Consider the following 9,926-nt stretch of genomic DNA (forward strand, 5'->3'; position numbering starts at 1 on the left):
CCACGGCATCTCTTGTTGTGGCTAATGGTTGGTTAAGTGGCCAAATGGCCAGTGATCATAATAACTAATATTAAGATTGATGGAGTGGATCATGTCTCCTCAGAACATGAATGGCGAACAGGCGTTGTCGATATTTCAAGGACCGCCTCTCGCTGATGACGCTTTAGGCTCACTGACTATGGGTGAGTTTATGAGAGAGGTTGCAGAGAAGTTTGGTGATAATGAGGCTCTCTGTTGGAAGGATTTATCTGGCCAGGTACGTCGTTGGACTTACAACGAAATGTACGCAGAGTGCCGCAAGGTTGCCAGTGCCTTATTGGCCGCAGGTGCGACCAAGGATACCCGTGTTGGTGTTTTAATTAGCAACCGTCCGGAGTGGGTGTTCAGTACCTTTGGTGCTTCAATGGCCGGTGCAGTGGTCGTGGCATTGAATACGTTTTCTACCCAGCAAGAGCTGCAATATCAGCTGAAAACAGCCGATGTCGAGGTGGTGATTCTGGAGAGCGGCGTCGCTTCTAAAAACTTTGTCGACGACGTACACGCGATTATCCCTCAGCTCTCTGAATCCGTTCCCGGAAGCTTGAAAACAGCGGAATTGCCCTTCCTCCGTCGGGTTATCAACATTGATACTGATCGTGGAGAGAAAGGTATTCAAGGTTGGGGCGAGTTCATCGAAGCTGGCGAAAATATTAAGCCTGAGTTGGTCGATGCAACCATTGAAGCGGCGTGTCCATTAGACCGTGGACTGATTTTCTTCTCTTCAGGTTCTACTGCACTGCCCAAAGCGATTCAACAAACTCAGCGTGCGGCCATGATGCAATGCTGGCGCTTTGGTCGCTACTATCAGGCAGACAGTTCAGTACGGGTTTGGAGTGCCAATGGCTTCTTCTTTTCCGGCAACTTCTGTATGGCGTTTGGCAGTACCTTTACCGTTGGCGGTTGTTTGGTCTTGCAGAGATTCTTTGACCCAGAAGAAGCTTTACAGTTATTCCTGGATGAAAAAGTTTCTTTGCCACATCTTTGGCCCCATCAGGAGGCGCGCCTGACCGAGTGCCCGGGCTGGCTGGATGCTGACTTATCTACATTGAAGTATGTCGATGCCAATCTTATTTTACAGTCACATCCGGCGATTAATTCCACATGGCATCAGCCTGCCGGTTATGGCATGACTGAGACATTTACCTTTGTGGTTGGTGGTCCGGGTAGTGAGATTACCGACGGCAGCAATGGTCCGGTACTGCCAGGTAATACGATTAAAATCGTTGATCAGGATACCGGTGAAACCTTGCCTGTTGGCGAGACCGGTGAAATTGTCGTCAAAGGACCCACTCTGACAACAGGCTATTTGAAAATAGCGCCGGAAGATACCTTTGATGCCGAAGGCTTTATACACACGGCGGATGCGGGCTATTTTAACGAGCAGGGTAATCTGTTTTGGAAAGGTCGCCTTGGCGACATTATTAAAACAGGTGGTGCCAATGTGTCTCCCACCGAGATCGATTCAATCCTGATGCAGCATGATGCAATTCAAAGCGTCTTTACCGTAGGGATTGAGCACGATACGTTGGGTGAGATTGTTGTGTCTTGCGTTCTGTTAAGTGAAGGCAAAGAGCTGGATGAAGCCGGCCTGAGAGCTTTTGCAAAAGAATCTCTGGCCAGTTATAAGGTTCCTCGTCGCGCATTTTTCTTCAGTGAAGAAGAATTGCCTATGACCGGCAGTAATAAGATTCGTCGTCCAGAGCTGAAGAAGCTGGTGGCGGAGCGTATGGCTGCAGAGCAGGCGTAAAAACCTATCTTACCTGCTACCATTACCAGCTGCCTGTAGGCAATCAATCAGGAGCGCATACTTTATGCGCTCCTGATCTCAACCCAAAGAAGACAAAAACTGTAAAAGCAGTCCCCCCCCATCTGTCATAAATTAAATGGCTAAGTCTCTTTCGTGAACTCAATATCCATTTTGCCGTGAACTCAATATCCATTTTCCGTGAACACGGCGTTCCTTTCGTTGAGAATGCAGCATCCGTTTCCGGATACTGTCATCCTGATTCCCTTCTTATTTCAGCAATTTTTGAAACTCGGGTGAGATATCGATCTGGCCGGCGTTGACGAAGGCTTCGTGGTTTTCTTCGACCGACTTCAGATCGTAAGCGTAGTTCACCAACAGACCAGCGGATTGTTTAACACCGTTGGGCGATGTGTCACCCAGCCAGTTCAGGCGGGCAATGCGGGCACCGTTACCCAAGTGGAAGCGTGCAACAGGATCCAGCGGCTTTTGACCTCTCTTGGCGTTAAACAGGTAGTGAGCGCAGAGCCGTGTCAGCAGGGGTTGCAGAAGTTCACACTGAGCCGTGTCTTCGACCCAGGAGGAGGCGTCCAGTAGTTGCAGATTTTGCCGGTCTTCTTCGGAGAACAGAGCGCTGTCGGCATTTTCCAGTTCTTTCTTAAGCCATTTACGAAAACCTGGTATCGGCGACAGGGTAGCAAATTGCTTCAGTTGTGGAAATTCACTGCGCAGTTCCAGTACTACCTGCTTGATCAGGAAGTTACCGAAGGAGATACCTTTCAAACCTTCCTGACAATTGCTGATGCTGTAGAAAATCGCGGTATCAAAGTCGTTATTTTTGTCGTTACCGTTTGTGTCGGAAGTCTCCACAGAATCAGGCTCTGCCAGTAAGGCTTGCACGTTGCCGGCCATGCCTTTAACCAAGGCAACTTCTACGAAGATTAGCGGCTCATCGTCCAGTGCAGGATGGAAGAATGCAAAGCAGCGGCGGTCTTCGGCGAGACGGCGACGCAGGTCATCCCACCCGGTCATTTCGTGTACGGCTTCGTACTCGATGAGTTTTTCGAGTATTTGTGCCGGAGTGCGCCAGTTGATTTGTTCCAGAGTCAGGAAGCCGCGGTTGAACCAGGAGATCATCAAGTGCTTCAGATCGTAATCAATACCGGCCAAATGCGGTTGCTGGTCTAGCAGAGTCAGCAGCTGGGTACGCATTGAGATCAAGGCTTCGGTACCATTTGGTGCCATGTTAATGCGGCTGAACAGTCTTTGGCGTGGAGCTTCTACGGCGTGATAAAGAGCACGGTAGGTTTCCATGTTGGTGTTTTGCTTAAAAGCTTCTGCGCAAGCCAGAATGTCTTTGGGTTCTGGACTGAACTCTTTGTAGAGCAGATTGAAAAAGTCCAGCTGTTCCTGATCCGTCAGTGCCTGATAAGCCTGCACGACTTCGTGGGCAATGGCTGTACCCATGGCTTCACCTTTACTGGTACACAGTTGGTGGCAAAGGGCGGAGAGGGTTTGTTTTTTATCTTGACGGTTGCGAAGGGGGAGAAACTCACGGCCTGCTTCGGCGATTGAGCTGACCCATTGGCTGAACTTTTTCATAGACGAAATCTCCTGCCTGACAACAAATTGTATGAAACTTCCTTGAGTGATGTTCTTGCTTAAAACTTTTTTGTCTAAAACTTTCTGTGTATATCCTTGGCCGTATCATAGATATGCAGCACAGGGGTTGTTTATGCGCTGGATCGTGGAGTCTGGCTGGAAGGATAAGGCGGTATGGTTGACGTTAATCAACGTGTGCAGACAGGTGGTCTGCAAGAAAAAGGCCGCAACCTACGCAGCGGCCTTTTTCAGTGGCTGTGTTGATGATTCCCCTAAGTGTGGGCAATCAATCCTCAAACAGCTTTTTAACTTCGCGACGAAGTAACTTACCCATTTCGTTGTAGGGCAGTTCATCGACAACAGCGATTTGCTCCGGCACGCGAGAAGAACGCAGGTGATCCTTGATCAGCTTGCGCAATTCATCGTCGCTGGGTGTTTCTGCGTCGGGTTTGATCACCACCGCAACCGCAACCGCTTCGCCCCATTCAACGGAGGCAGCACCGACCGCCACAGCTTCGGCAATCGCTGGGTGAGTATCCAGAACATCTTCGATTTCACCCGGTGAAATGTTTTCACCGCCGCGTACAATCACATCGTCAGCGCGGCCCGCGAGGAACAGGTAGCCTTCGCTGTCCAGATAGCCTGCATCGCGAGTCGGGAACCAGCCTTCGGCATCCAGAACACTCTTTTCGCGATACTCACCGGAAACTTGTTCACCGCGAACGTAGATCTCACCACGCTCACCGGCAGGCAGTACTTTGCCTTCGTCATCGCGGATTTCCAGTTCAATCGTAGGCAGGGGTTTGCCTACAGAGCCCAGACGTGCACGAACGTCTGGATCATCAGACTGGTGCGCAGTTCGGTGATCTTCCGGGGTCAGTAGAGCCACGGTAGAACTGGTTTCAGTCAGGCCGTAAGCGTTTGTGAAGTTACAGTTCGGGAACAGATCCAGTGCCTTGGCGATCAGCTCCGGAGGCATACGTCCACCACCGTAGGCGATGGATTGTACCGAAGGCAGGGTGGCATTACCGGTTTCTTCCATGCGCGAAATCACACGGGCCAGCATGGTCGGTACCAGGAAGGCATTGGTGACCTGTTCGTCTTCAGCCAGTTTGAGCCAGACGTCCGGATCGAACGCAGGCAACATAACAATACGACGCAAGGAGTAAAAAGAACTCAATAGCGCGGAAATACCGGCAATGTGGTAAGGCGGTACACAGACCAATTGAGCGTCGGATTCTTCTGCAGTCATAAACTCGTAAGCGCCGAGGATATAACCGAGCAGGTTGGTGTGTCGCAACAGGGCCGCTTTGGGAGCAGCCGTAGTACCACTGGTAAAGATTTGGGCAGCAATGCCTTCGCCTTCACGTTCTTCGCCGGAGGCAGTCGGGGCAGCTTCTTCAGCGGCTTTGACGAAGTCTTCACGAGTCGCGCAGGTGTGGCCTTCACTCAGCCGATTGGTGCGATCGATATCGCCAATGACGTAAGCGGGTTTGATACGGTCGAGCAGGGCGCCCAGTGCGTCGTCCGCGAGACGGTAATTCAGCGGGACGTAAGGGATACCAGCCATGGCAGCGCCAAACAGAGCAATAGGCGCTGCTTCACTGCTTTCATCCAGCAGAGCGACGTGCTCACAACCACTGTTGATGAAAACTTCGGCGGCACCTTTGGCGGCTTCCAGTAGCTGACCGTAAGTCCAGCGACGTCCGTCGCAAACCAGGCCCACACGGTCGGCGCCTGCTTCGGCAGCCATTTGTAATATCAATACAATGTTCATAGATCAAACAACGACTCAGTCAGTAAAAGGCAATTAGTCAATAAAGGGCGTTTAGTCGGAAGACGGCAGAGGCTTGGCGTCTTTAGTCGGCAGCACTTTGCCATCAATGGCCAGAGCACCTTCACCCGCTTTTACGCACAGCAGCTCAACAGAATCGTCTTCGTTAACGTAACGTTTGCCCATCAGAGTACCGGCAGCAAAGTCTGGATTAACGCTGCCTTTCTCTTCGGCACCTTCTGCGGTCATTGGGGCGCCACCACACTCAACAACCAGACCGCTGCCTTTGATGACCATGACTTCAGTATTACAAACCGTACTTTTGAGTTTCGTTCCTGGTTTCATAATGTTCTCGTTCCACAATTTTTAAGAGTTAAACGCTCGTAAAGGTTAAACGCCCTGACGATTGACTCGCCCGGGCGTACTTTATCAGGCACTGTGCCTTTAGGCTTAAGGATCAGGCAATTGCGCCTTTCGATTTCAGATCTTCGATCTTGTCCCACTCGATGCCCAGTTCCATCAATACCAGTTCAGTGTGCTCGGACGCCAAAGGAGCGCGATCGGTTTTCACGGCTTCGCCGTTGAACTGTACCGGGCCGCGAACCAGCTTGATAGGCTCTCCGCCATCGGAAGCTTCCACTTCAAACAGCATATCATTAGCCAGAGCCTGCTCATCAGTAGCGATATCCAGTAAGCTTTGCACCGGAGCCCACTGTCCCGAGTAAGTTTTCAGGTGCTCACGCCAGTGGTTAAAGTCTTTCTCGGCAAAGGCTGCAACGATAATCTCGCTGGCTGGTTCCCAGTTCTTCATCAGGGCTTCTGGGGTGGAAAAACGCTCGTCAGTGGCGCATTCAGGACGGTCAATGTGCTCAAAGAAGCTTTTGATGTGCTTACCTGGGGTCAGGGTGCACATATTGATGACGCCCTTGTCAGAGGTGTAATAGTTGCCCATCAGCGGATTACCGGGGTTGGCGCCGGATTGAGGCATGCGGTTGCCCATCACCTGACCGGTCTCGATACCCATATCAATGGACGTACCGGAAGCCCACCAGGCGGTACTCAGCAGGGAAACGTCCACTTCTGTCGCTTCACCTGTCTGGGCGCGGTGGAACAGTGCACCTGCAATGCCACCGGCGATGTTCATGCCGCCAATGGAGTCGCCAAAGGCGGGAATGCCCTGAGCAATAGGGCCGCCCAGCTCTTTGGGAGACATGGCATCAGCAATACCGCTGCGATTCCAGAAGGCAGTGCCGTCGAAGCCGCCTACATCGCGCTCTGGGCCTTTGTCGCCAAACGCGCTGCCGCGTGCGTAAATAATGTTGGGGTTCACTGCGCGGATGTGTTCGATATCAAACTTCATCTTCTGGCGCTGGTTTGGCAGGTAATTCGTCAGGAATACGTCGGCAGTCTTGGCCAGTTCGTAGATCACTTCCATGCCTTCAGGCGTAGAAATATCAACACCCACACTGCGCTTACCGCGGTTGGGATGCTCAACAAAGGGACTGCGGTTGGGGTTGGTGTCGACACCGCCCATTTTGACGAAACCACGCTGGGTGTCCCCGCGTACAGGGTGTTCGATTTTAATGACGTCAGCACCCCAGTCGGCCAGAATAGCTCCGGCGGCAGGTACAAATGTAAATTGCGCCACTTCGAGGACTCTTACCCCTTTCATTACTTGTGTCATATTATTATCCACCTCCGGAATCACTTTTTAGGCGAGTATACTATTCAACAGCGTTGTTGTATATGCCTGATTTTTCCGGTATAACTTCACCCCTAACATAGGCCAAAACAGCATCTGAATGGCGATTTCTTGTCGAGTCAGATGTAGTTGCCGCGGCAGTCAAAATAAACAGTTTATGCCGTGTATAGAAGGTCATTCACAGCTATCAGGAGATTAGTACATGAAAATTGATTCTTCACTGTCCGCAGTGGTAACCGGAGGCGCATCAGGCCTGGGTTTGGCAACGGTTAAGGCCCTGCGTGCTGCTGGCGTTAAAGTTGCCATTTTTGACCTTAATCCGGAAACTGGTGAGAAAGCCGCTGCAGAAACCGGATCGGTCTTCTGTGAAGTGGACGTACTGTCTGATGAGAGCGTTGATGCGGCTTTTGCCAAAGCGCGTGAAGCAAACGGCCAGGAGCGTGCTTTGATCTGCTGTGCCGGTGGCGGTAACGCGATTCCTACCGCTCGTCGTAATAAAGAAACAGGCGAGATCGATATCTTCCCTACCGACAAGTTCGAGTGGGTATTAAAGCTGAATACTGTGGGTACCTTCCGCTGCATCACCCGTGCGGCTGCCGGCATGATGACTCTGGATCCGATCGACGGTGAGCGTGGCGTATGCATTAATACGGCTTCTGCCGCAGCTACTGAAGGTCAAATGGGACAAGCAGCCTATTCTGCTGCTAAAGCGGCGATTGTGGGCATGACATTGACCGTTGCCCGCGATCTGGCACGTGAAAACATCCGTGTTAATACCATCCAGCCAGGTATTTTCGCTACTCCGGCACTGATGAAGGCCCCACAGAAAATGCTGGATGCACTGGGCGCCATGGTGCCAAACCCAGCTCGTCTGGGGAATGCGGACGAATACGCCAGCATGGCTTTGGAAATGGTTCGCAATGGTTATATCAACGGTGAAACGGTTCGTCTGGACGGTGCGATTCGGATGCAGCCTCGCTGATTGATCGAAGCATTGCATGACACAGAAAACGGGCCAATGGGCCCGTTTTTTTTGCGTTGATTTTTTGTTTTTATAGCTTTTTTTCGATCTAAGGGTTCGTAATCTGCTTTAAAAAATCACGCGTTGCATTAAGGGCATCACGTTGTTGCGGAAACAGTTGGATACTCATAAAGCCGTGGATCATCTCGGGGTAGTTTTTCAGGGTCACGGTTGTGCCTTCGCTTTTTAGGCGTTCGGCATAAAGTTGACCATCATCCCGCAGTGGATCAAAGCCTGCAGTTATCATCAGGGCAGGGGGTAAATCCGATAGCCGGGTTGCGTAGAGAGGCGACACGTAAGGGTCGGTTTTGTCAGTGAGGTGGCCAATGTAGGCTGTGTCGAAGGCGTTTCTGGCAGCCGTGGACAGGCCATATCCGTCAATAAAGAGTTCTTTACTGGGGTAATATTTGTCGGTCAGGTCTGTAGCCGGGTAGTAAAGGATCTGAGCGTGAATCGCAGGCCCGTTTTCATCGCGGGATCTTTGAGCGATGACAGCGGCCAGATTAGCACCGGCACTGTCACCGGCAACAATGATTCGATTTGCATCGCCGTTCAGTTCGGTCGCGTGTTGAGCGGCCCATTGCAATGCCGCGTAGCTGTCATTCATGGCTGCCGGGTAGGGGTGTTTGGGGGCCAGACGATAATCGACCGAAATAACAATAGCCTGCGTAACGTTACTCAACTGCCGTGCCAGGGGGTCATAAATATCGACGCTGCCCACGACAAAACCACCACCGTGGTAATACACCATAATGGGAAGTGCTTGGTTGTCAGGAGATCCACTTTCTTTGTTTTCCGGCCAGTAAATCCGCGCAGGGATTTCAGTTCCGTCACTGGGGATTGTGATGTCTTCAGTTTTACTGACCGACTCATTAGGAAGTGCCGCACTCAGGCCATAAATTAAATTGACCGGTAACTTAAACTCGAAGTTGACGTCTGGGTCGGGTTGGTAATCAAGCTCAAAACTTAGTAGGTGCAGCGATAAAGCGGCTCGATAATCCAGGCGTCCGTGAGGAGTATAGGTCCAGCTGTAAGTAATGGCAATAAAGATCAGGAATGCCGCCAGGAATGTATAGAGAATAGGGTGTTTTTTCAGCGTCATTATTTATTGTTCTTGTGTAGGGGATAGTTATTGCCAGAACGTGACATCACAATCTTGAGTATACGAGATTACAGATGTTTTATCCGTCTAATCAAGTATCCATAGGGCTGCGAACACCTCGACTACCTTTATTGATAGCGTCGTGGGTAATCTAGTACGCGGGTAATTGAGAGTATGGGCACAAATTACTTTGATGTTGATATCCACAAGAACTAGGAATGTTTGAGTGGTATTAAAGCCATGGAAATGTTGGGGATCACGTAGCCTAGTTGCGACCCGAGAGTGATCGTGTGTTGATATGGTGCTCTGCCAGAGAGGTAAATTTAACCCATACATCGCCAGTGCTAATATCAAAGATTATCCGTCGATAACCTTGCTCGCCAACATGCGCGGTGGCAATATTCACACCTGCCTCCATTAAAAACTCGAAAGCGGCTAAGCTGTTCTTGTCGCCAACAGGCATCTGTTCACTTTTGTCAAGCTTTCTTGAGTACTTAGGAAGGGCGTCACCGCCACCAAACACTTTGGCCTCGAAATCGGTTATGGAGGTTTTGTGTCGATCACAACTGCGCTTGAAAAGTGTCATACAGTCACTACCGTAGCGGGGATTGGCTCTACTTGTGGGGTGTGGATTGTGTGGAAGAGCGAAATGACATAGACCACCGATTTTCTTCTCGGGATGCCAAAGTGAGATAGACACGCAGGACCCTAATAAGGTGTGAATATGCGTACCCGCCTTATCAAAGCAGTAATCGCCCGCATGTATTACTACTTTTTTTTTTGCTTTGTGCATAGTTTGTTTTGTTTACTGACAACTTTTAATGCTTACCAACCGCGGCATAAAGTAGACTTTTTGCCATGTTTTCAAGTGATATTTGTCGATCGGTACCACCACGCAGATATGCCTCTCGCGGCATACCATACACCACACTTGTAGCTTCG

8 protein-coding genes are annotated in these 9,926 nt (G+C 50.6%); 2 read left to right on the forward strand and 6 right to left on the reverse strand.

Annotated elements, in window-relative coordinates:
• Window positions 1-91 precede the first annotated feature (91 nt).
• Window positions 92-1,786, forward strand: a complete 1,695-nt coding sequence (locus tag ACTG33_RS02345; protein ID WP_439133570.1) for a class I adenylate-forming enzyme family protein — start codon at window positions 92-94, stop codon at window positions 1,784-1,786.
• Window positions 1,787-2,053: 267 nt separating this feature from the next.
• Here the strand turns inward: ACTG33_RS02345 and ACTG33_RS02350 are convergent, their stop codons facing one another.
• The 4 genes from ACTG33_RS02350 to ACTG33_RS02365 all read right to left on the reverse strand — a co-directional run bounded on the left by ACTG33_RS02350 (window position 2,054) and on the right by ACTG33_RS02365 (window position 6,843).
• A complete protein-coding gene (locus ACTG33_RS02350; protein ID WP_439133571.1) occupies window positions 2,054-3,385 on the reverse strand; it encodes a malonyl-CoA decarboxylase in 1,332 nt (443 codons plus the stop codon).
• 286 nt (window positions 3,386-3,671) lie between these two features.
• Window positions 3,672-5,138, reverse strand: coding sequence for a class I adenylate-forming enzyme family protein (locus ACTG33_RS02355; RefSeq protein WP_439133572.1), 1,467 nt, complete (start codon window positions 5,136-5,138; stop codon window positions 3,672-3,674).
• 75 nt (window positions 5,139-5,213) lie between these two features.
• Window positions 5,214-5,504: a hypothetical protein gene (locus tag ACTG33_RS02360; RefSeq protein ID WP_439133573.1), complete on the reverse strand. Its 291-nt coding sequence runs from the start codon at window positions 5,502-5,504 to the stop codon at window positions 5,214-5,216.
• Between the two features lie 112 nt (window positions 5,505-5,616).
• On the reverse strand, window positions 5,617-6,843 hold the full coding sequence (locus ACTG33_RS02365) for a CaiB/BaiF CoA transferase family protein (protein ID WP_439133574.1): 1,227 nt from the start codon (window positions 6,841-6,843) through the stop codon (window positions 5,617-5,619).
• Window positions 6,844-7,063: 220 nt separating this feature from the next.
• On the opposite strand from ACTG33_RS02365, the gene ACTG33_RS02370 reads away from it, so the two are divergent.
• A complete protein-coding gene (locus ACTG33_RS02370; RefSeq protein WP_439133575.1) occupies window positions 7,064-7,843 on the forward strand; it encodes an SDR family NAD(P)-dependent oxidoreductase in 780 nt (259 codons plus the stop codon).
• Between the two features lie 88 nt (window positions 7,844-7,931).
• Here ACTG33_RS02370 and ACTG33_RS02375 read toward each other — a convergent pair whose 3' ends face one another.
• Window positions 7,932-8,984 carry an alpha/beta hydrolase gene (locus ACTG33_RS02375; RefSeq protein WP_439133576.1) on the reverse strand — a complete coding sequence of 351 codons (1,053 nt, stop codon included), beginning with the start codon at window positions 8,982-8,984 and terminating at the stop codon, window positions 7,932-7,934.
• A 265-nt stretch (window positions 8,985-9,249) separates the two neighbouring features.
• A complete protein-coding gene (locus ACTG33_RS02380; protein WP_439133577.1) occupies window positions 9,250-9,777 on the reverse strand; it encodes a chemotaxis protein CheD in 528 nt (175 codons plus the stop codon).
• Window positions 9,778-9,926: the final 149 nt, after the last annotated feature.

Source organism: Pseudomaricurvus sp. (genome assembly GCF_965662505.1).
Taxonomy (GTDB): Bacteria; Pseudomonadota; Gammaproteobacteria; order Pseudomonadales; family Cellvibrionaceae; genus Pseudomaricurvus.